The sequence below is a fragment of the Pseudoalteromonas translucida KMM 520 genome (genome assembly GCF_001465295.1).
Taxonomy (GTDB): domain Bacteria; phylum Pseudomonadota; class Gammaproteobacteria; order Enterobacterales; family Alteromonadaceae; genus Pseudoalteromonas; species Pseudoalteromonas translucida.
Map to the genome: position 1 here is coordinate 489,438 of NZ_CP011034.1, position 25,269 is coordinate 514,706.

General features: G+C 37.2%; 23 protein-coding genes. 17 read left to right on the forward strand and 6 right to left on the reverse strand.

The features are described from left to right. Positions 1 to 24 precede the first annotated feature (24 nt). From PTRA_RS02245 to PTRA_RS02310, 14 genes are all read left to right on the forward strand, one after another. Entirely contained in the window at positions 25 to 2,697 is a 2,673-nt protein-coding gene (locus PTRA_RS02245; protein ID WP_058372532.1) for an SLBB domain-containing protein, read from the forward strand. Positions 2,698 to 3,088: 391 nt separating this feature from the next. Continuing rightward, positions 3,089 to 4,060, forward strand: coding sequence for a Wzz/FepE/Etk N-terminal domain-containing protein (locus PTRA_RS02250; RefSeq protein ID WP_058372533.1), 972 nt, complete (start codon positions 3,089 to 3,091; stop codon positions 4,058 to 4,060). Between the two features lie 141 nt (positions 4,061 to 4,201). Next, a complete protein-coding gene (gene tagD, locus PTRA_RS02255; protein ID WP_058372534.1) occupies positions 4,202 to 4,666 on the forward strand; it encodes a glycerol-3-phosphate cytidylyltransferase in 465 nt (154 codons plus the stop codon). Between the two features lie 184 nt (positions 4,667 to 4,850). Continuing rightward, positions 4,851 to 5,957: a CDP-glycerol glycerophosphotransferase family protein gene (locus tag PTRA_RS02260; protein WP_058372535.1), complete on the forward strand. Its 1,107-nt coding sequence runs from the start codon at positions 4,851 to 4,853 to the stop codon at positions 5,955 to 5,957. A gap of 35 nt (positions 5,958 to 5,992) precedes the next feature. Further along, positions 5,993 to 7,213, forward strand: coding sequence for an oligosaccharide flippase family protein (locus PTRA_RS02265; RefSeq protein ID WP_157756037.1), 1,221 nt, complete (start codon positions 5,993 to 5,995; stop codon positions 7,211 to 7,213). A gap of 32 nt (positions 7,214 to 7,245) precedes the next feature. Beyond that, entirely contained in the window at positions 7,246 to 8,574 is a 1,329-nt protein-coding gene (locus PTRA_RS02270) for an O-antigen polymerase (protein ID WP_058372537.1), read from the forward strand. Next, entirely contained in the window at positions 8,571 to 9,716 is a 1,146-nt protein-coding gene (locus PTRA_RS02275) for a glycosyltransferase (protein ID WP_058372538.1), read from the forward strand. The genes PTRA_RS02270 and PTRA_RS02275 overlap by 4 nt, the downstream gene beginning before the upstream one ends. After that, positions 9,709 to 10,746 carry a polysaccharide biosynthesis protein gene (locus tag PTRA_RS02280; RefSeq protein ID WP_058372539.1) on the forward strand — a complete coding sequence of 346 codons (1,038 nt, stop codon included), beginning with the start codon at positions 9,709 to 9,711 and terminating at the stop codon, positions 10,744 to 10,746. Before PTRA_RS02275 ends, PTRA_RS02280 begins: the two co-directional genes overlap by 8 nt. Before the next feature lie 2 nt (positions 10,747 to 10,748). After that, entirely contained in the window at positions 10,749 to 11,444 is a 696-nt protein-coding gene (locus PTRA_RS02285) for a dTDP-4-dehydrorhamnose reductase family protein (protein ID WP_237113465.1), read from the forward strand. A 172-nt stretch (positions 11,445 to 11,616) separates the two neighbouring features. Continuing rightward, the gene (gene wecB / locus PTRA_RS02290; protein WP_058372540.1) at positions 11,617 to 12,747 is read left to right on the forward strand and encodes a non-hydrolyzing UDP-N-acetylglucosamine 2-epimerase; all 1,131 of its coding nucleotides are present in this window, start codon (positions 11,617 to 11,619) and stop codon (positions 12,745 to 12,747) included. After that, positions 12,747 to 13,949, forward strand: a complete 1,203-nt coding sequence (locus tag PTRA_RS02295) for a glycosyltransferase family 4 protein (protein ID WP_058372541.1) — start codon at positions 12,747 to 12,749, stop codon at positions 13,947 to 13,949. Before wecB ends, PTRA_RS02295 begins: the two co-directional genes overlap by 1 nt. Beyond that, complete coding sequence (locus tag PTRA_RS02300) at positions 13,946 to 14,350, forward strand: WbuC family cupin fold metalloprotein (RefSeq protein WP_058372542.1); 405 nt, start codon at positions 13,946 to 13,948, stop codon at positions 14,348 to 14,350. The genes PTRA_RS02295 and PTRA_RS02300 overlap by 4 nt, the downstream gene beginning before the upstream one ends. A gap of 186 nt (positions 14,351 to 14,536) precedes the next feature. After that, positions 14,537 to 15,619: a UDP-N-acetylglucosamine--undecaprenyl-phosphate N-acetylglucosaminephosphotransferase gene (gene wecA, locus PTRA_RS02305; protein ID WP_058372543.1), complete on the forward strand. Its 1,083-nt coding sequence runs from the start codon at positions 14,537 to 14,539 to the stop codon at positions 15,617 to 15,619. Between the two features lie 450 nt (positions 15,620 to 16,069). Next, complete coding sequence (locus PTRA_RS02310) at positions 16,070 to 17,236, forward strand: nucleotide sugar dehydrogenase (RefSeq protein ID WP_058372544.1); 1,167 nt, start codon at positions 16,070 to 16,072, stop codon at positions 17,234 to 17,236. Between the two features lie 250 nt (positions 17,237 to 17,486). Here PTRA_RS02310 and PTRA_RS02315 read toward each other — a convergent pair whose 3' ends face one another. Then, positions 17,487 to 18,410 (reverse strand): manganese-dependent inorganic pyrophosphatase, encoded by a 924-nt coding sequence (locus PTRA_RS02315; RefSeq protein ID WP_058372545.1) that lies wholly within the window; start codon positions 18,408 to 18,410, stop codon positions 17,487 to 17,489. Positions 18,411 to 18,529: 119 nt separating this feature from the next. Between PTRA_RS02315 and PTRA_RS02320 the strand changes: the two genes are divergently transcribed. Beyond that, positions 18,530 to 19,036, forward strand: coding sequence for a hypothetical protein (locus PTRA_RS02320; RefSeq protein ID WP_058372546.1), 507 nt, complete (start codon positions 18,530 to 18,532; stop codon positions 19,034 to 19,036). Positions 19,037 to 19,062: 26 nt separating this feature from the next. Next, positions 19,063 to 19,872, forward strand: coding sequence for a bifunctional DNA-formamidopyrimidine glycosylase/DNA-(apurinic or apyrimidinic site) lyase (mutM, locus tag PTRA_RS02325; RefSeq protein WP_058372547.1), 810 nt, complete (start codon positions 19,063 to 19,065; stop codon positions 19,870 to 19,872). 159 nt (positions 19,873 to 20,031) lie between these two features. On the opposite strand, the gene PTRA_RS02330 is transcribed toward mutM, so the two are convergent. From PTRA_RS02330 to PTRA_RS19200, 5 genes are all read right to left on the reverse strand, one after another. Then, positions 20,032 to 20,532: a DUF3299 domain-containing protein gene (locus tag PTRA_RS02330; protein WP_058372548.1), complete on the reverse strand. Its 501-nt coding sequence runs from the start codon at positions 20,530 to 20,532 to the stop codon at positions 20,032 to 20,034. A gap of 11 nt (positions 20,533 to 20,543) precedes the next feature. Next, positions 20,544 to 21,791 (reverse strand): ABC transporter permease, encoded by a 1,248-nt coding sequence (locus PTRA_RS02335; protein ID WP_058372549.1) that lies wholly within the window; start codon positions 21,789 to 21,791, stop codon positions 20,544 to 20,546. Beyond that, positions 21,788 to 22,474 carry an ABC transporter ATP-binding protein gene (locus PTRA_RS02340; RefSeq protein ID WP_058372550.1) on the reverse strand — a complete coding sequence of 229 codons (687 nt, stop codon included), beginning with the start codon at positions 22,472 to 22,474 and terminating at the stop codon, positions 21,788 to 21,790. The genes PTRA_RS02335 and PTRA_RS02340 overlap by 4 nt, the downstream gene beginning before the upstream one ends. A gap of 316 nt (positions 22,475 to 22,790) precedes the next feature. Beyond that, the gene (locus PTRA_RS02345; RefSeq protein WP_237113466.1) at positions 22,791 to 23,690 is read right to left on the reverse strand and encodes an RNA-guided endonuclease InsQ/TnpB family protein; all 900 of its coding nucleotides are present in this window, start codon (positions 23,688 to 23,690) and stop codon (positions 22,791 to 22,793) included. Beyond that, positions 23,626 to 23,820, reverse strand: a complete 195-nt coding sequence (locus PTRA_RS19200; protein WP_237113467.1) for a helix-turn-helix domain-containing protein — start codon at positions 23,818 to 23,820, stop codon at positions 23,626 to 23,628. Before PTRA_RS19200 ends, PTRA_RS02345 begins: the two co-directional genes overlap by 65 nt. A gap of 287 nt (positions 23,821 to 24,107) precedes the next feature. Between PTRA_RS19200 and PTRA_RS02350 the strand changes: the two genes are divergently transcribed. Further along, a complete protein-coding gene (locus tag PTRA_RS02350; RefSeq protein WP_058372551.1) occupies positions 24,108 to 25,211 on the forward strand; it encodes a phosphoribosylaminoimidazolesuccinocarboxamide synthase in 1,104 nt (367 codons plus the stop codon). Positions 25,212 to 25,269: the final 58 nt, after the last annotated feature.

Here is a 25,269-nt window from a genome sequence, read left to right on the forward strand (position 1 = left end):
GTAGACCTAGGGAAATACCTACTCGTGAACGTTCTTAAACACTTATTTAGTGCCTTAGTATTAATATGCAGCTTTAGCGCATTAGCACTTACTCCGAGTGCCTCGCAGCTAGAGCAATTTAAAAAATTACCAAAGTCTCAACAGCAGGCATTGGCAAAGCAGTATGGTGTTGACCTATCGGTAATAACTGGGTCAAACCAATCAAGTAATCAACCTAAAGCAGAAGAACCAACAATAGGTGAACGCGATTCTACACAACAGCAAAATCAAGCAGAAACTAACAAAAACCAATTTAAACCAAAAACAGACGAAGTAAAACCATTTGGTTACGAACTTTTTGCCGGCGAACCTACTACATTTATGCCTAGCGAAACGGCAGCAGTTTCCGGCACCTACTTAGTGGGGCGTGGCGATCAGCTGCTTATTAACTTTTATGGTAAAGAAAGTGATAGCTTTGAAGTAATAGTCGATCGTGAAGGACGCATTAGCATCCCTAACTTAAGCCCAGTACAAGTTGCAGGTTTAACTTTTTCTGAAGTTAAAGAGTTAATTAAAGTTAAAGTAGAGCAAGAAATTATTGGCGTTAAAGTATTTGTGTCGCTTGGTCAGTTACGCAGTATGCGTATTTTAGTACTTGGCGAAGCATACAAGCCTGGTAGTTATAACGTATCGTCGTTAACTACTGTATCACATGCATTATTTGTAAGTGGTGGTGTGTCGGATATTGCCTCATTACGTAATATTCAGGTAAAGCGTGCGGGTAAGGTAGTTGCTAATTTTGATTTGTACGATCTTCTAATTCATGGTGATAGCAGTAACGACATCACTTTAAAGCCTGGTGATGCAGTATTTGTACCTTCAGTTGGTGCTCAAGTAACGGTAGAAGGGTTAGTTAAACGCCCGGCTATTTTCGAACTTAAAAAAGGCGAAACTGCGAAAGAGTTGTTAGCTATGGCTGGTGGCTTAAAACCAGGTGCCTACACTAAAAATGCAGTGGTAGAGCGTTTTAATAACAACCGTAAAGAAGTGCTAACTGTAGACTTTTCAGCTGAAAATATAAATTATATTCCGCAAGATGGCGATCGCATTAGGTTTAATACTATAAGCTCGCAATATAAAAACTCAGTTAATTTAATTGGTGCCGTAGTACGCCCCGGTAGCTATCAATGGCATCAAGGTAAACGTATTTCCGATGTACTAAAGTCGGTACGTGGCGACCTACTTCCGCAAGCTGATTTAAGCTATGGTTTAGTAGTACGAGAAGTAAACATTAATGGCGATATACAAGTACATCAGTTTGATGTAGCTCTCGCCATTATTAAAAATAGCGAAAACGACTTAGCTCTGAGCGCTAACGATAAAATAATTATATTTAGCCGATTTGAAGAAAAACAAGCTGAGCAGTTAGCGCTTAAAAATATGGCACTAAGCCAAAAACAGCAAGAACAGCAACTCAAAACAGAGCTGTGGCATAAATATCAACAAAAAGAGTTTGAAAAATACGTTGGTGCCGAACTAAGTATTAATACTGCATTGCAAAATAGCGATCAAACTTTAACTATTTCACAGGTATCTAAAAAAACAGCGGATAATAAAAGCTTAGTACCAGAGGAGTTTACCTTCTTTAGCCGCAATAAATTGTTATCGCCGATAATAGCTAAATTAAAACAACAAGCATCACTTAATAAAGAAATGCAGCTAGTTGAAATTAATGGCAGTGTAACGTACCCAGGTATTTACCCATTAATGGTTAACGGAAGTGTTGTTGATTTAGTTACCGCTGCAGGCGGTTTACTTGAGTCGGCTTATACAAAACAAGCAGAAATAACACGCATAGCAATTAACGATGGATCTCAAATTGAGCATGTTAGATTCGATTTAGCAAGTGCCATTAAAGGAAACCCTCAAAGTAACATCACACTGCGCAGTAAAGACAGTATCAATATTTTTGCAATTCCAAACTGGCAAGAAAACGTAAAAGTAACTTTAAAGGGCGAGCTATTATTCCCAGGAACTTACACAATTCGCCGCGGCGAAACATTAACTAATTTACTAGAGCGTGCGGGGGGTTTTTCAGATTTTGCAGAGCAAAAAGCTGCGGTATTTATTCGCCAGTCGGTTAAACAGCAAGAGCAGCAGCAATTAGCGCGTTTAGCCACAGAACTACGCCGCGATGTAGCATCAAAAAGCTTTCAGGACTCAGTAAGCAGTAGTGCACTTTCGTACGACGAAATGAACAAACTGCTCAATGATCTAGCCGATGTAGAAGCAGTCGGGCGTTTAGTTATCGACCTTCCTTTAATTGCAAATAATAAGCAAACCCTAGTACTACAAGATGGCGATACACTATATGTACCGAGCAAACGCGACTCTATCAGCGTAGTGGGGGAGGTTAACTACTCAACCACGCATTTATACCAAGCTGGAATAAGTGTGGATGACTATATTAAGCTTAGCGGTGGCTTAAAAGAACGCGCAGACGACGATCGTATCTATATAATTAAAGCTAATGGTTCGGTAAAAATACCCACCACAGGTAGTTGGTTTGCTGCTAATAACTCAGAACAGCTAGAGCCAGGCGACACCATTGTCATACCCATGGATGCCGGCCATATGGATAAGCTAACCCTGTGGAGCACCGCAACGCAAATACTTTACCAATTAGGTGTAGCAGTAGCGGCAATCACCAGTATTTAATTAAAGTAATAAATTAGTAACTAAAGCCAAAGCAACCCTTTGGCTTTAGTTGGTGTGTACAAAATAGTAAAAAATTAGCAATTAAATCAGTATGTAGGAACTGTAACCTAGGGGCGGAAGCGTGTCCGAAAGACTAGAAAGTAAATAGTTTTACATTCTAGCTGATGCGAGAGGAATTCTGCAACGAACAAGATGGATGACTAATAATTAGCTTTAGCTCAGTCTTCAATTGAAAAGTTATAAACTGATTCTAATTCTACTTTAGGCATTAAGCTTGCTAACGCGGAGTATAGCATTGCTATTTCTTAAGTGGTTTTTTAAAAATATAATAACTTGAGCTTACATTCAGGTTATACACAATTTATGACAGCTTACATTAACCGAGATTTATATGGATAATAATTTAACAGGCACGAAAACAAACAATGCATATGCTCAAAACCATAGTGTTGTTGATGAAGATATTGATTTACGTGAACTTTTTTCAATTATTTGGCAGGGTAAATGGATTGTCATTATTATCACTGCTTTATTTGCTATTGCATCTGTGGTTTATGCAATTAAACAGCCCAACATCTATAGAGCAACCACTTTACTTGCGCCAGTGAGCGATCAAAGTGGTGCAGGTGGATTAGCAAAAATGGCAGGACAGTTTGGTGGCTTAGCGAGTCTTGCCGGTATTAATTTAGGTGCAGGTGGCACTGATAAAACGGGTTTAGCTCTTGAAGTATTACAATCACGTCGCTTTATCGAAAGCTTTATTGTCGAACATCAGCTGTTGGTTCCTTTAATCGCAGCTAAAAATTGGAATGCGGTGAATAATGAACTGCTCCTAGATGATGAATTATATAATGCTGAGACTAAAACTTGGATCAGAGAAGTTAAGGCGCCAAAAACAGCAGAGCCATCAACTTGGGAAGCATATAAAGCTTTTAAAAAAGTTTTATCGGTTAATACAGACAAAGAAACTGGCATGATTACCCTTGCTATTGAGCATCATTCTCCTGAAATTGCTAAACAGTGGTTACTTTGGCTAGTAAGTGATATTAACGAAACAATGCGTGACCAAGATAAGCTTGAAGCAAAAAGTAGCATTGAATACCTAGCAAAAAAACTACAAGAAACACAATTAGCAGATATGAAAACGGTATTTTACCAGCTAATAGAAGAGCAAACTAAAACAATAATGCTTGCTGAAGTTGCACAAGAATACGTAGTGAAAACGATTGATCCAGCAAATGCACCAGACGAAAAAGCACATCCAAAACGTGCTTTAATTGTAATTTTAATTACATTACTTGGTCTTGTACTGTCAATTATGTGCACCTTATTGCATTACTTTACAAAAAATAAATTGCTTTGACTCTATTTTAACTACTTTATTCTAGTAAGTTAGCTTAGTAAGCAGTACCTAGGATTAGGGAGCTAGCCCTCAATATAAAAGGCCGTGTTATAATAAAGTTATGGGTTTAATTGTCCGGAAAATTTAATTTGGGAGTTTACTTTGACGACAGTAATTACGTATGGAACATTTGATCTATTTCATGTAGGACATGTGAGGCTACTGAAAAGGCTAAGCCAGTTAGGCGATCAGCTTATTGTAGGCATTTCGTCAGACGAATTTAACTTATTAAAAGGTAAAAGCTCTTTTTTCTCTTACGAAGAAAGAGCCGAGATTGTAGAAAGCTGTAAATACGTCTCAAGTGTTTTTCCAGAGCATGATTGGCAGCAAAAACGCGAAGATATAGTTAAGTACGACGCAGATATCTTTGCCATGGGTGATGACTGGAAAGGTAAGTTTGATGATTTATTTGATCTATGCGAAGTTGTATATCTAACAAGAACAGAAGATGTATCAACTACAAAAATAAAAAAATCATTATCTAAAATCGATGTTGAAGAATTAGATAGAATCGAGTCCTCATTGCATGATGTTATCAGCATAGTTAAAAGCCTCTCTTTAAAATAATCAATTCACAATTGTAAGCATATTTTACGCTTAAAATTACTTAGTGTTTTATATTTAAACTCGCAGCATATTTATTAATTATCCTAAGCCACGCTATAATAAAACAGTTGGTTACACTTGAATAGATAATGACAAAATTAAACAGATTTGAAAAAATGACAATTAACTTATTAAGAGCGGTGTGATGCTAACAGAATTTTTAGGTAAGCTTTTCTACTTTTTTAACTATATCATTCCAAAGTCACAAAACAAAACTGTCTTTTGTAGCTATCCAGATCTAGAAGATATGCTGCGTGGTTTAATACCTCACCTAAACGGTAGGGTAATAGTATTAGTTAAAAATCCCAACGTTGTCAGGCCTTCATGGTTACCTGTTGAAGTTGAACTTGTGAAAAAGCTTAGCCTTGTAGGGATCAGCCATTTACTCACCGCAAGATACATTTATTATACCCATGGATTGTTGTCATTTTTTCGAATTATATCGAGTAAAAAGCAGCTCGTGGTAAATTTATGGCACGGTATGGCATTAAAAAATATAGGGTTATTAGATGGTAAAAGTAACTTGCCACAAAGCCATAAAACTATTTGCACATCGGAGTTTTTTCAAAAAATACATGCTAAAGCATTTGGAATGAAACAAGAAGATGTACTAATAACAGGATTACCCAGAAACGACATCTTAACTAAACAAACAACAAACGCTAAGCTATTAACTATTAAAGAAAATTATAATAACTGTTATGTATGGCTACCTACATACAGAAAGTCAGGGGAAGGGGATATACGGGTTGATGGAGATACCTCTAATATATTTTGCTTTGAAAGTTTTGATTATTTTAAGCTAAACAAAATATTATCAGAAAAAAATGAGCTGCTTATTATAAAGCCACATCCAATGGCCGTTCTAGATGTGTTTGAAGAAAAGCTTTCCAATATTAAAATTATTAATGAGCACTGGCTTACTAATAACGATACAACATTGTATGAACTGCTTTCTATTTCAGATGCTTTATGGACCGATTACTCATCCGTTTTTGTTGATTACTTAGTAACAAAAAAAAATATTCTATTCATAGTTCCTGATATTGAGCTTTACAAAAATACTAGGGGATTCACGTTCGATATGGGGAAAATAAAATTACCAGGGTTAGTTATTACAACTCAAAATGAACTGTTCGATACACTCCTGAATTCCTTGCCTTTGTTTATGGATATAGGAAACGGAAAACTTTTTAATGTTACTAAAAAGTATGAACATGCCATGGTAAAAAGCTCTAATGTTATTAAGTAATAAACTAAAAGATAGCTATAAACAAGGTTATAAACTTGCTTAAATTAATGCTTAATTCTATTTACTTGCTTTTAGCACAAGCATCAGCGCTTCTAATTCCATTATTTCTTTTGCCGCTCTTAACTAGGTATTATGGATTGTCGGATGTCGCTTTATATATATTCTCTGTATCCGTCATATCATTTTCTTATTTGATTTTTGACTTTGGATTGTCAACATATGGGATTAAAAAATCAGCAGAAGTTGAATATTGTCAAGCGAAAATATCTAAATTGTTTTCAATTACACTAACCGTTAAATTCTTATTTTTCTTGCTTGTATTCCTTGTTGTTGGAATTGTTTTTTATATTAACCAAAATAATAGCTATATTAAAGTTGTTGTTTTTTCTTTTATTTCGATATTTTTTCAATCACTTATTCCTTACTGGCTTTTTCAAAGTATTAATAAAATGAAAGTTGTGACATTGATAAATGTAGCCTCGAGATTAAGTAGTATTATTATTTCTGTATTTTTTGTTTTTTTTGGCTTTGATATATACAGCGTGATTTTAGCAACTGGATTTGGTTGGGTTATTGCGTCATGCGTTTCTCTAAAATATCTAAACTCGTTGGGCTATACAGTAAGTGTAATAGTTAGTAGAGAGCCTTTAATTTTATTCTTTAAAGAGGTGCGCGACTTTTATTTGTCTAGGCTGGCTGTATCATCATACCTTTATTCGAATGTGTTCATTCTATCAACTCTATCAGCAGTGAACCTTGCTGTTTATGGTGTTGCAGATTATATATACAAAATAATTCAATCTTTAGTGAGTGTAGTTACGCAAGCTCTTTTCCCTCAGATCGCAGAGAGTAAGGATTATACAATTTTCTTTAAGACCTTGTTTTTACTTTTATTATTTATTTTTATTATTGGATTGTTTTTTAAGCTTTATTCACATGATGTCATTCAGCTCCTTTATGGACCCTCTTATTTGCTCGCAATTCCATTTATAGAGGCATTTATTGTTTTAGCTTTATTTAATGTACTCTCAGTTACTTTTGGTTATCCGGCTGCAAGTCTGTTTTCAAAATATGATTATGTTAATTACAGTTCGTATTTTTGTTTAATTGTATATTTTTGCGGTGTAGTTGTTTTGTATCTAGTAAATGCAATATCTCCTTTACACCTAATCTACACATTAATTGCATCAGAGATCTGTACGTTTTTGTGGCGACTTTCATTTTTTGTTAAATATTACAAACTGCAAAAGGTTTAATTAGATAATGTTATTAAGTTCAGACTCATAATATGATCAAAGCAATTTCTTTTTTATTTATTTTTTATGTGGCTAACTCTATTTTTTTTGAGCAACAGCTTTCATATGATTTAGTGCATTTATCATTCTATATAGTGATAATCCAGCCCTTGGTATTCTTATTTTTTGCAGGAAAAAATGGGCTAACATTATTAAGAATTTTTTATTTTTTCCAGTTTATATTTATGGGCATTGCACCTTATATGCAATTTATTGGTGATTTTGTCATGTGGGGGGGAGAGCCCTTTTATGAGAAAGACTATCTACTTTTTAATGTGCTTATAACTCTAGTTAATTTTTTATTTTTTGTGGTTTATTACATGTTTAATAAATTAACATTTGAAAAAAAAGAAGGGGTAAGTTACATGATTCCTGGGGCAATAAAACGATTGCCTTTTATTACAAAGATCGTTTTAAGTGGATTGTGTTTTATTTGTTTTTTTTTAGCTCTTTATATAAATAATTTTTCTATTATCAGTTTGTTTTTAAGAGGTGGTATTTTAAAAGAAACAGCGGAAGTGGTATCGAGTCAAACACTCATTTTTTCATATACAAGTAAATTTATTCCTTTCTTTATCACTGCATTTATATTGGTTTTTTATAAACAGAATAAACTCATGCTTGCTTTTAGTTGTATAACTCTTTTGTTATGTGCATTCCCATTTGGAATAGCGCGATTTTTAACTGCTTCTATCTATATACCTCTTTTACTAATTGCTTTTCCAAGTTTATTAAAAGGTATCAAAGGTATTCTATTTTTTATTTTGTCGATCTTATTAATATTCCCTTTTTTAGAACAGTTCAGGGTGTTTAGAGACGATTTAGAATTGCAGTTTATTCCAGATATATCCTTCTTTGTTAAAGGGCACTTTGATTCTTATCAAAACTTTCTAAGAGTATTTTCTGAAAATATAACAACAGGAGGAAACCAGTTAATAGGTGTTCTATTCTTTTTTGTGCCGAGAAGTATTTGGGAAGATAAGCCTGTTGGTTCAGGATATTATGTTGCGGAAGAATTAGGTTATACATTTAATAATATTTCCATGAATTTCTTTGGTGAAGGTTTCATTAATTTTGGCATTTTAGGGGTGGTTATTTTTTGTGTTCTTTTAAGCTTGTTATGTGCTTTTTTTGACCGCTTATTTTGGAGTGAACAAGGTGTTATAAATAAGCCATCAGCTATATTTTATTTATTTTTGATAGGTTATTTGATTTTTGTATTACGGGGTGATTTATTATCGAGCTTTGCATTTTTTATGTCAGCATTATTTTCATTCTTCATAGTTAATTTTTTATTTAACACTAAAGGACGTTCTCTGTGAGTATCTTAATAAATGCAACGAATATTAAAGTGGGTGGTGGGTTACAGGTAGCGGTTTCTGTGATTGACTCTTTGCTAGTAAATCCTCGAGGCGAGAATATTTACTTTGTTACAAGCTCGAGGGTTTACCAACAACTGTCAATACCAGAAGGAAAGTTGAAAAATGTTTTTGTTTGTGATTTTAGTTTTAAAAATATTTTTAGTTTTATAAAAAGCTATAAATATTTGAACAAATTAGAAAAAAAATTCAATATTAGTGTTGCCTTCACTATTTTCGGCCCTAGTTATTGGCATCCAGTTAAAGCTAAGCACCTGATAGGTTTTGCAAATGCGTGGTTAGTTTCTCCAAACTCAAAAGCATATACTATTTTTAGTAGTTTTATTAAATGGAAGCAAAAAGTAAAAAACTATATTTTAAGAAAATTACTTTTTAAAAAGAAAGCTGTTTACGTCACTGAAACCTTAGATATGCAAGAGCAATTTTGTAAGGTTTTTAAATGTGAAAAGGATAGAATTAGCGTTGTGGGGAATTGTATATCACAACACTTTATAGAGTCATCTGAGGAAACGGATAAGTACGGTTTACGAGATATTAAAAAATTTAAATTTGTTACAATATCTCATAATTACCCTCATAAAAACTTGAAAACGATCCCCTTGGTTGGCCAGCAATTAGAAAAGAATGGCTTTGACTTCACTTTTATAGTCACTATTGATTTTGCTGAATATGAGTTGCTTGATAGTGAATTTAAGAAATATACAACCAATATAGGCCCAATCGATATTGTTGATTGCAAAGCAGTTTATAAAGCATGTGATGCATTATATCTGCCAACATTGATAGAATGTTTTACTGTTAGCTATCTCGAGGCGATGGCTTCTAATACTTTAATACTAACTAGCGATTTGCCGTTTGCTAGAAATATATGTTTAGATTCTGCATTTTATTTTAACCCGTATAGTGTTAATGATATTTCTAAAGTATTAGACACAGTTCTTCGCGAGTTTTATATAAATAGTCAATTGATCCATTTTAAAAAATCACTCTACCCGCAGATATTACTAGAGTCCGGAGATAACGACACTAAAGTCGATAGTTATATGGCTATAATCAAGAAATTAAAAGGTTCTTTAAATGTTTAAAAACAAAGTTTTACTTATCACCGGCGGTACAGGCTCATTTGGTAATGCAGTATTGCGTCGCTTTTTAAATACCGACATAAAAGAAATTCGCATTTTTTCACGTGATGAAAAAAAACAAGACGACATGCGTAAGCATTTTCAGTCAGACAAATTAAAGTTTTATATAGGTGATGTACGCGACAGCCAAAGTGTTAATACTGCGATGCGTGGTGTTGATTATGTTTACCATGCTGCAGCGTTAAAACAAGTTCCATCATGTGAATTTTACCCGTTAGAAGCCGTTAAAACTAACGTACTAGGTACAGAGAACGTGCTAGAAGCCGCAATAGTCAATAATGTTGAAAGAGTGGTGTGTTTAAGTACAGATAAGGCGGTATACCCAATTAATGCTATGGGTATTTCAAAAGCAATGATGGAAAAAGTGATTGTTGCTAAAAGTCGTAATCTTGAAAACACTAATACAACTATTTGTTGTACGCGCTACGGTAATGTAATGGCGTCACGTGGTTCAGTAATCCCTTTGTTTATACGCCAAGTTGTAAATAACGAGCCAATCACCATTACCGACCCAACTATGACCCGCTTTATGATGACACTTGATGATGCAGTTGATTTAGTGCTACATGCGTTTGAAAACGGAAAAAATGGCGATATTTTTGTACAAAAAGCACCAGCAGCAACTATTGAAGTATTAGTAACTGCATTACTTGAAATGCTGAAGAAGCCTGAGCATGTTGTAAATGTAATCGGTACCCGCCATGGCGAAAAATTGTTTGAAGCACTTTGTAGCCGCGAAGAAATGTTTGTTGCACAAGAGCAAGGTGAATACTTTAGAGTGCCAGCAGATAATAGAGATTTAAACTACTCAAAGTTTTTTGAGGAAGGTGAGTCTGACTTATCAAAAGTTGAAGATTATAACTCGCATAATACTGAGCGTTTAGACGTTGAAGGTATGAAGCAGCTGCTACGTAAGCTTGATTTCATGCGTGAAATTGAGTCTGGAAACATCATTGTTCCGGAAGGTGTTTAGGCATGAAAATATTAATTCTTGGTGCTACAGGCATGCTAGGTTACAGCCTGTTTAGCAACTTAAATGAACACGCTAACTTATCAGTATCTGGCACAGTGCGCAGTATTGCCGGCAAAGAGTCGTTTTTTAGCAATGTACAGCAGCAATTAATTACCGGCGTTGACGCCTACGACATTAGCTCATTGCAGCACGCAATCGAAACCGTGGCACCTGATGTAGTCATTAACTGTGTGGGTTTAATTAAGCAGCATGGTATTTCAAAGCAACACATAGATGCCGTTAAAATTAATGCATTGCTTCCGCATGAGCTGGCTAATATTTGTGATCAAGTTAATGCAAAATTGATTCACTTTTCAACCGACTGTGTGTTTACTGGCGATGAAGGTTTATATAACGAAGGTTCGTTACCCGATGCGCGCGACTTATACGGTAAATCTAAATGTCTTGGTGAAGTGGGTTATGGCAAGCACTTAACCTTAAGAACCTCAATTATAGGGCACGAATTAGCCTCATCCGTAAGTTTAGTTGACTGGTTTTTATCGCAAGGCGAAAGCACTAAAGGTTTTTCTAAAGCCGTGTTCTCTGGCTTGCCTACCTGTTATATAGCCAAGTTGTTGGTGGATATATTTTGCCAAACCCAGAGGTTGCAGGGTTATTACACTTATCGGCAGAGCCCATTGACAAATACACGCTATTAAAATTGATTGCGGAGCAATATCAAAAACAAATCACTATTGCTGAGTCGCAAGAGCTGGTTATAGATCGCTCGCTAAACTCAGATAAATTTAGGCAATTAACTCAGTTTAGCCCACCGGCGTGGAGCGACCTTGTTGAATATATGCATACAGATTACGTAAAAAGGTATAAAGCATGAAAAAGTTAAAAGTTGTTACCGTTGTAGGTACTCGTCCTGAAATTATTCGACTGTCGTGCACCATAGCAAAGCTTGATGAATTTTGTGAGCATATATTAGTGCATACAGGACAAAACTATGATTACGAACTTAATCAAATATTTTTTGAAGACTTAGGTATTCGCGCACCAGACATATTTTTAGAATGTGCCGGCGCTACCGCGGCTGAAACAATGGCGCAAGTAATTAGTAAGTCAGATGCTATGTTTGCAGAAGTTAAGCCCGATGCAATGCTGATCTTGGGGGATACTAACAGTGCAATGGCGGCTATTCCGGCTAAGCGTAAAAAAATTCCAATATTTCATATGGAAGCAGGTAACCGCTGTTTTGACATGCGAGTACCAGAAGAGATTAACCGTAAAATAGTTGATCATATTTCAGATGTTAATATGCCTTATACGGATATTGCCCGTGAGTATTTATTGGCTGAAGGCTTAAAGCCTGACCTAATAGTTAAAACAGGCAGTCCTATGGATGAAGTACTGAATCACTACAAAGATAAAATTTCGAATGCTAAAATTTTAACAACGCTTGGCTTAAAATCAGGTGAGTATTTTGTGGTAAGTGTGCACAGAGAAGAAAACGTAGATTCTGAAAAAAATATTCACAATTATGTGCAAGCATTAAATGCAATTGCAGAAAAATATCAGCATCCTATTATTGTATCTACCCACCCGCGTACCAGAAAAAAAATAGATTTATTAAATCTCGAGTTTCATCCATTAGTTAAATTGTTAAAACCACTTGGTTTTAGTGATTACGTAAAACTTCAGATGGACGCAAAAGTAGTATTAAGCGATAGCGGCACTATTACCGAAGAATCTTCAATATTAAACTTTCCAGCAGTTAATATTAGAGATGCACAAGAGCGCCCTGAAGGATTTGAAGAGGGGGCTGTTATGTTTACGGGTATGAATGTTGAACGCATATTACAAGCAATCGAAATACTAGATAAGCAGCTTCGTGGTGAGCACAGACTGATTAATAAAGTTCAAAACTATATTGCGCCTAATGTGTCAGATAAAGTTTTAAGAACTATTATTAGTTATACCGACTATGTTAACAGAGTTGTGTGGAAAAAATATTAATGAAACTTGCTTTAATCATTGATGACTACCTGCCAGATAGCACCAGGGTTGGTGCTAAAATGTTTCATGAGCTCGCACTTGAGCTCATGGCAAGTGGGCATCATGTAACAGTAATTACTCCTGCTGTAGGGCAGGCGAAAAAATTTACTGAACAAAGCATAGATGGTGTAAAAGTTTGGCGTTTTAGTTCAGGTCCAATTAAAGATGTTGGCAAAGTAACTAGAGCGCTAAATGAAACGTTACTTTCGTTCAGGGCTTGGTCAGCCATTAAGCAAAAGGTGAATGAACAAACATTTGATGGCGTAATTTATTACTCTCCTTCTATTTTTTTTGGTGGCTTAGTCAATAAAATTAAAAAGTATTGTAAGTGCCCCTCTTACTTAGTATTAAGAGACTTGTTTCCTCAGTGGGTGATAGACGCTGGAATGATAAATAAAGGCTCATTAATAGAGCGGTACTTTAGATTTTTTGAAAAGCGCTCATATCAAGCTGCAGATACTATTGGACTTATGTCGGAGAAAAATGTTGAGGTTTTCTGCCAAAGCAATAGTGTTGTTTATCCCACTGAAATATTGAGAAATTGGGCGGCTTTAAATCCAACCAACAGCAATAAAAACACTACCTCTATTAGAGAACGGCTTAATTTAGAAAATAAAATAATTTACTTTTATGGTGGTAATATTGGGCATGCGCAAGACATGGCAAACCTAATGCGTTTAGTTAAAAGTATGCAACATAATGACAATGCACATTTTCTTTTTGTTGGACAAGGTGATGAAGTTGAACTGATAAACCAACTTGCGCAGCAATGGCAATTAACTAACTTTACTTATATGCCCTCGATTAACCAACATGAATTTAAGCAAATGCTATCTGAGATAGACATAGGCTTGTTTTCTTTATCGGGCAAACATACGGCGCATAACTTTCCCGGCAAGCTATTAGGCTATATGGTCGATTCAATACCTATTTTGGGGAGTGTAAACCCAAATAACGACCTGCAAGAATTAGTTAACTCACAAGGCGCAGGCTTTATTACGGTAAATGGTGACGATAAACAATTGTTAGAAAATGCAATTAAGCTTTATGAAAATCCTCAATTACGTAAAAGCATTGGAGAAAATTCGCTTTCATTATTAAAAAATGAATTTTCGGTCACATCTATAGCTAAAAATATTATTAAAAGATTAGAAGTGAAATGAAAAAAATTGACAAACTCAATATCGAGTCATTGTTTGAAAAGGCAAGTAATTCTTCTCGAAAACGCGCCCATTTAAACTTACATACGAGCTTTGAAGACAAGGTTCAAAGGCTCTATATTGCTCTTATTAAAGGAAGCTATGTGGAGCCACACTTTCATGAAAAAGAACATCAGTGGGAAATGTTTGTTGTACAAAGTGGTGTGTTGAAAGTAACACTTCATAATCCTGATGGCTCTAGTATCACATCTTTTTTAATCGGTGATGAACAGGATGTTCACGCTGTTGAGTTTGAACCTGGTGATGTTCATAGTGTTGAGTGTATTTCAGATAGGGCGTTAATATTAGAAATAAAAGAGGGACCCTTTATTGAAGAACAAGCAAAAACATTATTAAAGTTTTAAGTTACATGCCTTAGGGTTGTTATAGCTGAAGTATAAAATTTATGAAATAAGTACTTAAAAAGACACATTTCAATTAAAAGCTAGCTACTCTTTATTATTTAATATTCAAATATCAGCAGGCCTAATTTTATCTTATAGTTTTAGGGTGAGATTAAGCTTATTTAAAAATTTACATCTGGACTTTATATGTTTCTTGATCTTCTTTTCACCTTTTTTATTGCCTTTGCAATTCTATTTTTAATGCGTAAAGTTGCACGTAGAGTCGGCTTAGTTGATCAACCTACGGGTAGAAAATTACATACAGGTAATATACCGTTAGTTGGTGGTGTCGCTATTTGTATTACTATCGTCAATTATATTTATTCACACCCAGGTATGATTAACCACGCCAACTTATATATGCTTTGTATCTGTGGTTTAACTGTTGTTGGCGCATTGGATGATCGCTTTGACTTAAGTGTGAAAATACGGATGGTAGTACAAGCACTAATATCTATTGCTATGATTTATTTTGCTAATGCAGAGCTACATAGCTTAGGTGATTTGTTAGGTTTTGGTGTTATTGATTTAGAATTTTTTGGTGGGATAATAACCGTATTAGCTGTAATTGGTTGTATTAATGCTTTTAATATGGTTGATGGTATTGATGGTATTGATGGGCTTTTAGGTGGCTTATCAATAGTTACCTTTGGCAGTGTGGGTATATTGTTATCGCTTTCAGGTGAGCAGAGCTTAAGCTATTTATGTTTATTACTAGTAGTTTGCATGGTTCCTTATATTTTAATGAATCTTGGATTAGTTGGCCATAAGCGAAAAGTATTTATGGGTGATGCAGGTAGTATGATGATTGGTTTTACGGTTATTTGGTTGTTGATAGGCGCTAGCCAAACAGCTGGTAACCCAATGATTCGTCCTGTAACTGCACTATGGCTTATTGCCTTACCACTTATGGATATGGTTGCTATAATGGTTCGCCGAGTTAAGCAGGGTAAGTCACCATTTAAGCCTGATCGAGATCACTTACATCATATTTGCCAACGTTTAGGCTTTTCGTCATTGCAAACACTCGCTTTAATTTGCTTTATTGCTTCGCTATTAGCAGGTGTAGGTATGTTAGGCGAAATCTTATTAATACCAGAGTATTTTATGTTTTATGGGTTTATAGCTGTTTTTATTGGATATTTAGTCTTTTTGGCCAATTATTGTAAGGTAATTAACTTTTTTAGAAACAAGTTAGGCTTACCAGAAAAAAAGTATTCATCGAATTAAAAAGATCGGTTATTAGTAAGTTAGTGAACTACCCAGCGACATCGCTTCGCTCTGAACACTGGTTTTTTCGCTATGCATTCGATAAACTAGAATAAACACCGAGTTCAATTTGAGCTCGGTGTTTTTTTGTTTTTTGTAGGTTAAAAATACAAAGTAGATTTTTAGATGTTAGATGAAAATTAGTCAAGTTCGGTGCTTGGTTGGACTTTCTGATATCGTCAACTAATACATTTAAAGCGCTGCGCTTTCTTAATCATCGATGATGATACTTTTACTTAAAAATTTGACGCGGAACCGGCCAAGTTTATTGACGCTAGATAAAGCTTTATACCAATTTCAAATTTAAATGGGAGCTATTGGTTTTATACTTTTCAATTTGCCTATAATTTAGCCTTTACTATACTTTAATCTGGTTAAGATATTTATCTTTTTTAAATACTCGGGATTAATATGAAAATAACGGTTGTAGGTACTGGCTATGTGGGTTTGTCGAACGCCATGTTACTAGCCCAGCATAACGAGGTTATAGCACTTGATATAGATGAGCAAAAAATAGCCCTTTTAAATAATAAGCAATCGCCGATAGTCGATTTTCATATAAGTGAATATTTACAACGAGATGATATAAATTTTACTGCAACAACTAATAAAAGCATGGCGTACTGCAACGCTGACTTTATTATTATAGCGACCCCTACCGATTACGATACCCACACTCATAATTTTAATACCAGCTCTGTTGAGGCCGTGATAAACGACGCTTTGGCTTATAATCCACACGCGGTAATAATTGTTAAATCGACAGTGCCAGTACGTTTTACGCAGCGGATAAAAGCGCAGCTGGGCGTAGACAATATTATATTTTCTCCTGAGTTTTTACGTGAAGGTAAAGCGCTTTACGATAACCTACACCCATCACGTATTGTGGTTGGTGAGCAAAGTGAGCGTGCTGCTGTATTTGCTAATTTACTTAAGCAAGGGGCGGTTAAACAAGATATAGCAGTGTTGTTTACTGAATCGACCGAAGCTGAAGCAATTAAATTATTTTCAAATACCTATCTTGCAATGCGGGTCGCATATTTTAACGAACTTGATACGTATGCCGAGGCGCATGGGTTAAATAGCAAACAAATTATACAAGGGGTTGGACTTGATCCTCGCATTGGTAATCATTATAACAATCCGTCGTTTGGTTATGGCGGCTATTGTTTGCCAAAAGATACCAAGCAGTTATTAGCAAACTATAAAGACATACCCAATAATATGATTTGCGCTATTGTTGATGCCAACATCACACGTAAAAATTTTATAGCGGATTCAATTATTAAGCGGAATCCTAAAGTCGTTGGAATTTACCGGCTCGTTATGAAAACGGGATCTGATAACTTTAGGGCGTCTGCCATTCAAGGGATCATGAAGCGAATTGCAGCCAGTAATGTGAAAATGGTGGTGTATGAGCCAGAACTTAAAGAAGATGTTTTTTATAACTCTCGCGTTATTAGAAACTTAAATGAATTTAAACAAATATCAGATGTAGTCGTCGCTAACCGCATGGTTGAAGAGTTGAGTGATATTACAGATAAAGTATATACACGCGATTTATTTGGTAGTGATTAGAGGTAAATAGCTGGTTAAAGAGTGGATTTTAGGTATCAAGGACTCAGGTAAAAATAAGAGTCGAAAGAGCAGGCTAAAAATTCAAGGGCAGTGGTCAGGTTTTGGCCATACATAAAAGGCACAATAGTATTTGTTGATAGTGTGACTTTATAATATTTGATTATTACGATTTTAAACAAAAACACCGCGTTTATTTAAACGCGGTGTTTTTTTGAAGTCTGATTGCTGATCTCTAGTATCTGCTTACATTCTACTTTTGAAAAGCGTCTTGTAGTGGTGGCACTACTTGCTTTTTACGGCTCAGTACGCCGTCTAGCCATACTTTTCCGTCTGCTGGTTTTTCACCATAAGCTTGCTCTACTAGATTTGCGTCGTCTGATGCAATTAGCATTTCTGAGCCTTCTTTCATGATGTCAGTAAGCAGTAAAAATACTGAGTGGCGATTGCCCTCAGTTTTAAGCTTGGCAATATCGGCTGCTAAATCAGCTTTAATATCGTCAAATACGGCAAGGTCGATCACTTCTAGTTGGCCTATGCCTACTAGGTTGCCGTTCATGTTAAAGTCTTTAAAGTCGCGCATAACTAGGTCGCGTATAGGCGTGTCGGCAACTGCCGATTTAACGCGAAACATGTCCATGCCGAGCTCTTTAGGATCGTCAATACCGGCTATTTCTGCTAGCGCTTCAACACATTTAATATCGGCAGTAGTGCACGTTGGCGATTTAAAAATAACGGTGTCGCTTAAAATAGCGCACATCATAATACCGGCGATGTTTTTAGGGATTTCTACATTGTAAAAATCGTACATCATTTTAATTATGGTGTTTGAACAACCTACAGGGCGGATCCAACACTCAAGTGGTGCTGATGAAGTTAGGTCGCCAAGTTTATGGTGATCTACCACGCCAACTATGCGGGCTTGGTCTATATCATCTGGTGCTTGGGTTTTTTCTGTGTGGTCTACAATATACACATCTTCGCCGGCGTAGCTAAGCTTTAGCTCTGGCGCTTCGAAGCCAAATTTATTAAGAATAAATTGAGTTTCTGGTGAAATTTCACCAAGACGCGTTGGAATGGCTGGTTCATTAATTTGGTTTTTTAAATAAGCGAGTGCAATTGCGCCGCATATTGAATCTGAATCTGGGATTTTATGGCCCACTACATACATTGACATTGATGAAACTCCTAAAAATTTGCGCGTATTCTAACAAAGTATAGTGGATTTAACATATAGACAGTGTAATTAAGTTTTGGTTACACTTTAAGCTATTGAACTAATTAGGAACATCGAGCATGCAATTAAGCCGTAAAGGTTGGAACAACGTTATTATTTTTTCGATGTTGATTATGATCTTCTTTTTAAATGGTTGGCATAAAAATATTGGTGGTAATAATAACGAGCCGGTATTGCAACCAGTGTTACCAATACAAAGTTTTGTATTAACGTTGAGTTTTGTTGATCAAAAAATTGAACGTATAGGCACAAGCTGGCGTACAACCGCATTACAAACCGATGTGCCGCTTACTTGGCAAGGTACGGAGCAGCAGCTAGGCGAACTGGTTAACGTGTGGCAAAGTGCTCAGCTTATGTCGGTTCATGAGTCAGTTGTGTTTAATCCTAATGCGCCACTTTCGGTAGCTACCTTTGAACTGGCGGGCGAACCATTACCTTGGGTGTATTTGCTTTACAAGGGCGATGGTCAGTATTATTTACTCGAAAAAAATAGCCAGCGTGTATTTGCGCTTGATTTAGCCGTAGTTAAACAGTTGTTTCCTAGTTCAACCCCGAGCGAACAATAATCTTTATAATAAAGTGAGTGTATTAAATGCCTGAATTACCAGAGGTAGAAGTAAGCCGCATGGGCATAACCCCGCATGTTTTAAATCAAGTTGTTACTAAGGTAAATATTCATAATGGCAGCATGCGTTGGCCGGTGCCAGACGATGTATATCAGCTAACGGGTTTAACCGTAACGGGCGTTGAGCGCCGCGCAAAATATTTGTTATTACACTGTGAGTTAGGCTCTACAATTTTGCATTTAGGTATGTCGGGCAATTTACGTGTAGTAAGTGCTAACGAGCCACTTAAAAAACATGATCATATAGAATTTATTTTTGCTAACGGTAAAGCGCTGCGCTTAAACGATCCGCGCCGCTTTGGTTGCTGCCTATGGCAAGCGCCGGGCTCAGTTCATAAGTTACTGGCAAAGCTCGGGCCTGAGCCGCTTACTGACGAGTTTTTTGCGAAACAGGTGTATCAGCAATCACGCAATAAAAAAGTGCCGGTAAAACAATTTATAATGAATAACGCCATCGTTGTAGGGGTCGGTAATATTTACGCTAATGAATCGTTATTTAAAGCGGGAATAGATCCTCGCCGCGAAGCCGGTAAAGTATCGCTGAAAAGTTTTGAAGCGCTTATTCCTATAATTAAAGACACGCTAGCCGCGGCAATAACCCAAGGTGGCACTACCTTAAAAGATTTTGCCCAAAGCGACGGGAAACCGGGTTACTTTGCTCAGCAACTTTTAGTGTACGGTCGTAAAGGGCAACCTTGCTTGGTGTGTAAAAGCGAATTACAAGAAGTAAGGTTAGGGCAAAGAAGTACTGTGTTTTGTGGGAAATGTCAGAAATAAAGGCAGCGAGTCTCGAACCATAAGAAAAATGAAAATATATAAGCATTGGATATTCTGATCTACCCTCTTTGTGCAAAATGCTTTTAAGTAATTAATTCACAAAGAGGGGGGAGTAGCGTGATGTGGAGAGATAAATCTTATCTGCTGAAGCTTCCGGTTTTAAAGTTCAAACGGGGCTACGCCTACGGCTTTCATTGTGTAGCCTACTTGGGCTATTTCGCCAGACCATGTTTGGGTGCTAATTACACCAGTCACTACTATGGCGTCGTATAGGCTGTCGATGGGGACACCGCCTTTAATAGTTACATGTACTATTTGATTTGGCGGCGGCGGCGGTACGTGTATACAGGCGCCAAAATAAGGAACCAGTAAAAATTCGGTAATTACTTCACTGTCGCCTTCAAGCGGTACTACAAAACCCGGTAGGCTTACCGATTTACCATCAAGTACCTTTACTACAGGGGCATTTAGATCTGGTTGAACCCAGTTTTGCTCACTGCCTTCGTGGTTAGCTTGCGCTTGGGTGTTTATTTGCATATGACCTTGTGGAATTAGGTCTTCCCAAAAAATTTCTTTAGGTGGATTTGCACTACTAATAAAGCTGGTTAGCATTAAGCTTACCAAGGCGATGTATTGAAAAGTTGTTTTTAAAAACGTCATGATTGTCCTAGTTATATTTTTATACTCATGCCATCGCTGAGCGAGTAAAAGTAAGCGCGAGTTGCGGGAATTAAACCAATAATAAATCCTGCAATCATAATAACGCCTATAAGTGTGAGTTCATAGTAAGAGAGCATGGCAATATTAATGCTAATACCCGCGTGACTTTGTAAGTAACCTGCGCCAAAAAACATCAGCGCATAAAATAATACACATCCGACTATGCAGCCGAGTAAGGTGGTAAGCAGTGACTCTATGCTAATGAGAGTGAATAACTGCCATGGCCGAGCGCCTACTGAGCGTAATATGGCAAGCTCTCTGCGGCGCTGATTAAGGTTAGCTAGGAGCGTGGTTAACATGCCAAGCAAGCTAATAATGACTACCACAACAGAAAATAACAGCAGTATTTTTTCAACAATGGCGAGCATTTCCCATAACTCTTTTAGTGTTACTGTAGGCATAATACCCAGTAGTGCTTCTTTTTTATATTGGTTTATATTGCGCCTAATTTGCAGCGTGTAAAGTGGTGAGTTAAAGCCCATTAAAAACGCAGTAATTTGTTTTGGGTGGCCAACTAAGTTGCTATGTTCATCGTGCTCATGTTCGTCATGCTCAGCACTATGGCCACCATGAATTAAATCGATAGCAGCCAGCGGTATATGCAGCGTTTTATCTACTGGGGTGCCGGTGGCATTTAAAATACCGACCACTTTAAACGGGTTGTCATCATGATGATGAAAGCTGGTGCTGCCCATACCATGAGATATAACAATGCTGTCGCCCAGTTTATAGTTTAATTTACTCGCCACCTCACTCCCCAGCACGACTTGGTTAATCGTGCTAAATGCGTGGCCTTGCTTAAAGCTCAGTGGCTGCTTTTTGCCAAACCGATAATAATTAAAGTAATCAAGGGTGGTACCTAATACTGCTTGGCCTTTGTGGCTGTCGCCAAGGCTTATTGGAATGCTCCACTTTACGCCGCGTTGCCCGGTTATGTATTCATAGCTTTGCCAACTCACACCGTTGTTAGTGTGGCCAATTCGAAATACGGACGAGAGCAGTAATTGAATATCCCCAGTGCGCGCACCGACAATTAAATCGGTGCCCGAAATGGTATTACTAAAACTACTTTTTGCGTCTATGCGTACCCGTTCAATGCTTAGCAGTAACATAACGCTAATAGCGATAGTAAACAGAGTTAACAGCACGCTGCTACGACGGTTTAAAAGGCTCTTATAGGCGAGTTTAATTAAGATCATGATGCTGCCTGCAAGTTAACTAAATCGATGCTGCGATTAAAAAGTGGTTGCAAGCTTTCGTCGTGGCTAACAAAGACTAAGGTACTGTTCGCGTGCTTAGCTTGCTCAAACAGCAGTTTTATAAAGCTTTGGCGGTTGTTGGTGTCGAGCGCCGATGTGGGCTCGTCGGCAATAATTAGCTCTGGGCTGCCAATAAATGCACGCGCAGCAGCCACACGTTGTTGCTGGCCAATACTTAATTTACCCACATCTTGATGATGTAAATGCTGCTCTAACCCTAAGGCATTAAGCAACCTTGCGGCCTCTGCGGTTAAGCAGTGTGATTGCTGCAGCGCTCGTTGTTGGCGCTGCTTTGAAAACTGACAACCCAAGCTTACGTTTTCCAGCGGCGTTAAATAGGGGAGTAAATTAAAATTTTGAAAAATATAACCAATATGATCCGCTCTAAACACATCGCGCTGAGTATTACTTAAGGTGTTTAAGTTTTTATTTAAAATACATACCTCACCGCTGGTAGCGGTATTAATACCCGCTAATAACGCCAGTAAAGTAGATTTACCACAGCCACTTGGTCCATGTAAAAATACATGCTCGCCTTGCTTAATGTTCAGCTGGTTAATATTAAGTGTGGGGCTAACTGCATTTTTATGCCATTTAAATAACAGCTTAGAAAGTGTGATCATAACAACTTAATAGTTAAATACTTATAGTTGTGATGTTAAGCGATAATAAAAGGGAAAGGAAGGAAGGGCGCGTTCAGTGGTTATATTTCAGCGGCCAGCTTAATATTAGCCAAGCAATGATCTAATCAAACCCTTTACGCATGGCTTAAAATATAAGCATTCATATAATGGGTATGAAAGAGAGTAAATGAAAAGCAATACAGTGATATTATTGACATCCTCCCCCACCTCGCTTCGCGTCCGACAAGTCGGGAAAGGAGGGGGATTCCTGTTTCATAGCGTATCGCTTTAAATTCAAAAGAATCTAAAGTCTTACTTACGCTCCACAGGCTAACACTGTCTGCCCGACAGCTTTAATATTCAGTGCCGCATTTATGTCGCGGTCTCGCTCGCTAGAGCATTGAGGACACGACCATTTGCGGATATGTAACGGCAAGGAATCGACAACGTGACCGCAGCAATTACAGCGTTTAGAGCTTGGATACCACTTATCAATCTTAACTACAGTTCGACCGTACCACTCAGCTTTGTAGGTAAGTTGGCGCACGAACTCGCCCCAGTTGGCATCGCTAATTGCTTTAGCAAGTTTTCGATTCTTGACCATGTTTTTTACGCTCAGACTTTCACAGCTAATCACTTGATTATCGTTTATCAATTGGGAAGTCAGTTTGTGGGTGAAGTCGTGACGACAATCAGCAATCTTTGCTTGAACGCGAGCGACTTTCTTTCTGGCTTTGTGGAAGTTAGAAGAACCTTTCTTCTTCTTCGATAGCACACGTTGAGTCTTAGCTAGTTTACTAGCGTAACGCTTGGTGTGACGGGGATTTCCAGACTTGAAACCGTTGGAGGCAATAACAAGGTCAGTCAAACCTAAATCAATACCGACTGTATTTTTACTAATCGATAGTGGTTTTGGCTCGAAGCGACACAGACAAGATACAAAGTAGCGACCCGCACTGTCTTTGCTAATTGTAATGGTGGTTGGTTCGCTAGGCAGCTCTCGCGACCAACGAACATTTATAGGTTGCTTAGATTTAGCCATGAACAACTGACCATCAGTATATCTGAATGCTGCTTTGGTTAGTTGTGCGCTTTGTTTCGAGCGCTTCTTTTTGAAAGTTGGGTATTTAGCTCGACCCTCAAAGAAGTTCTTAAAAGCAGTTTGTTGGTTTCTGATTGCTTGCTGCTTTGCTGTAGTTAATCTTGATTTGCTCATTGTAGTAAGCATCAGTACGCCAACGAAGAATAGAGTTGTAAACAAAACGCGTACAGCCAAACGTCTGTTCAAGTAAGGTTACTTGCTCAGGTGTTGGGTAGAACCGTTGTTTAACCGCTATCTCTTTCATGCCTTACAAGATACTCAGTGTTTTTGTAAGATTCAAGCTCTATTGTTAGTGCGTTGCGCTAAAACCTTACATCCCCGACCTAAAGGACGGAGTTTTTCGGCTCAAATGATAAATAAACAGTTATGCGGTAGTCTTTAATAATCCTAAAACCTAAATAGTAAATCACTAGCTAAAATCGGCTCTTTAGCCAAAGCGATTGAGCTTTTTATGACTCTAGATTATTATATGTGGCTTATAACCCCAATCCCATACTTTGCTCTTTGAGCATGCCTAACCCCGGAGATAGCATGACTAGCTATAAAGTTTTAGACGTAAACGATGATTTACCTATTCGTACCAAAGGTGAAGTACACAGTGGTAAAGTACGCTCGGTTTATTGGCTAACCGACGCAGACAGCAAACGTTTAATTAGCGAAAAGGGCTATAAAGTACCAGCCGATACTGAGCTGGCAATTATGGTTATTTCCGACAGAATTTCAGCTTTTGATTGTATTTGGCAAGGCGAAAACGGTTTAAATGGCGTGCCAGGTAAAGGTATAGCATTAAACTCGGTGGCTGCGCATTGGTTTAAGTTATTTGATGAAGCAGGACTTGCGGGTAATCACATTGTTGATATTCCGCATCCGTATGTTTGGATTGTACGTAAAGCCAGTACGGTAAAAGTAGAAGCCATTGCCCGCCAATATATTACTGGCAGCATGTGGCGCGACTACGCTAAAGGCATACGAGACTTTTGTGGTATTAATTTACCAGAAGGTTTAACAGCTAATCAAAAGCTCGATAAAGTATTAATTACTCCCTCTACCAAAGGCATTATTACTGGCGTGGCAGATATTCCCCCAGTTGATGATGTAAATATAACGCGTAGCAATATTACTAATAACCTAAGCGTATTTAACTTTAGAACGGCTGATGATGTAGCCCAATACGAAAAGTTATTAGTGGAAGGTTTTGAGCTAATAAGTGGCGAGCTGGCTAAGCTTGGGCAAATATTTGTAGATACTAAATTTGAATTTGGCTATGTAGAAGATATAAATGGCGCAGAGCAGCTTATTTATATTGATGAAGTAGGCACGCCTGATTCATCACGTATTTGGGATGAGGCATCTTACCGCGACGGTAAAATTGTTGAAAATTCAAAAGAAGGTTTTCGTCAGCTGTTAATTAATAACGTGCCAGAGAGCGACGTACTACTTAATAAAGACCGCATGGATGAGCGTGAGCAGCTAGCTAAACATTATATTTTACCTGAGTCAGTAATGCTTGAGGTGTCAAATACCTACGTGGGCATTGCCAGTAAAATTGTAGGCAAAGAAATTGTTATTCCTGCTGATCCGCGCCAAGAAGTAATTGCAATTTTAGATGCCGATTACGGGTTGATTGTAAGGTAATACGATTAAAGCAAGATATAAGCAATGCTAAAGTGTTTATTTTTAGTGACTGAACTAT